The sequence below is a fragment of the Microcystis sp. M49636_WE2 genome (genome assembly GCF_030065375.1).
Taxonomy (GTDB): domain Bacteria; phylum Cyanobacteriota; class Cyanobacteriia; order Cyanobacteriales; family Microcystaceae; genus Microcystis; species Microcystis aeruginosa_C.
In genome coordinates, this window is sequence record NZ_JASJFG010000416.1 from 1 (window position 1) to 1,346 (window position 1,346).

1 protein-coding gene is annotated in these 1,346 nt (G+C 47.3%); it reads left to right on the forward strand.

Annotated features, from left to right (window positions below):
• Nucleotides 1–1,333, forward strand: a 1,333-nt coding sequence (locus PX484_RS09945; RefSeq protein ID WP_288103691.1) for a phosphoenolpyruvate carboxylase, incomplete at its 5' end; no start/stop codon positions are given.
• Between the last annotated feature and the right edge of the window lie 13 nt (nt 1,334–1,346).

Genomic DNA, 1,346 nt, shown 5'->3' on the forward strand with positions numbered 1-1,346 from the left:
GCTGTTATTAGCCCAAGAAGCCGGTTTATACGACCCCGCCACTAGCCGCAGTTCCCTCCGCATCGTTCCCCTCTTTGAAACCGTCGATGACCTCAAACACGCCCCCGGCATCATGCAGACTTTGTTTGAATTGCCCCTCTATCGGGCAACCCTAGCCAGCAGTTACGACCATTTAGCGGCTTTAAACGGGGAGGACGTGACCCCGGAACCTGCCATCCTCGAACCGAGTAATTTACAGGAGATTATGGTCGGTTACTCCGATAGTAACAAGGATTCCGGCTTTTTAAGCAGTAATTGGGAAATTCATAAGGCCCAGAAGGCTTTACAAAAAACCGCTAAACAATACGGCGTGGATCTACGTCTTTTTCATGGCCGGGGCGGTTCCGTCGGTCGCGGTGGGGGTCCGGCCTACGCCGCTATCCTCGCCCAACCCCGGGGAACTATTAACGGTCGCATTAAAATCACCGAACAGGGCGAGGTTTTAGCCTCGAAATACTCTTTACCGGAATTGGCCTTGTATAACCTCGAAACGGCCGTAACAGCAGTCATACAGGCAAGTTTACTGGGCAGTGGTTTTGATGATCTCGAACCCTGGAATCGCATCATGGAGGAGTTGGCCACCTGTTCACGGCAAACCTATCGCAGTTTGATTTATGAAGAACCGGACTTTTTAGACTTCTTTCTGTCCGTAACTCCCATTCCTGAAATTAGTCTTTTACAGATTAGTTCCCGACCGGCCCGCCGGAAAAGTGGTCAACAGGATTTAACTACCCTGCGGGCAATTCCTTGGGTGTTTAGTTGGACCCAAACCCGTTTTCTTTTACCGGCTTGGTATGGTTTAGGGACAGCTTTACAGATGTTTCTCGATGATTCTCCTAGCAGAAATTTGGAATTGTTACGCCATTTTTATCACAAGTGGCCTTTCTTCCAGATGGTGATTTCTAAGGCAGAAATGACTCTATCGAAGGTGGATATACAGATGGCCTATCACTACGTCAGTGAACTTTCTAAACAGGAAGATCGAGAACGTTTTGAACGTCTGTTTGAAAGGATCAAAGAGGAATATAATCGCACTAGCGAGATTGTTCTCCAGATCACTGGTGAGAAACATTTATTGGATAATGATCCGAATTTACAGCGCTCGGTGCAGTTACGCAATGGTTCGATCGTTCCCCTCGGTTTCCTACAGGTGTCTCTCCTCAAGCGTTTACGTCAATACAATAGTCAAGCTCAATCCGGTGTGATTCATTTCCGCTATTCTAAAGAGGAGTTATTAAGGGGCGCTTTAATGACGATTAATGGTATTGCCGCAGGGATGAGAAATACCGGTTGATTACAGATAATTA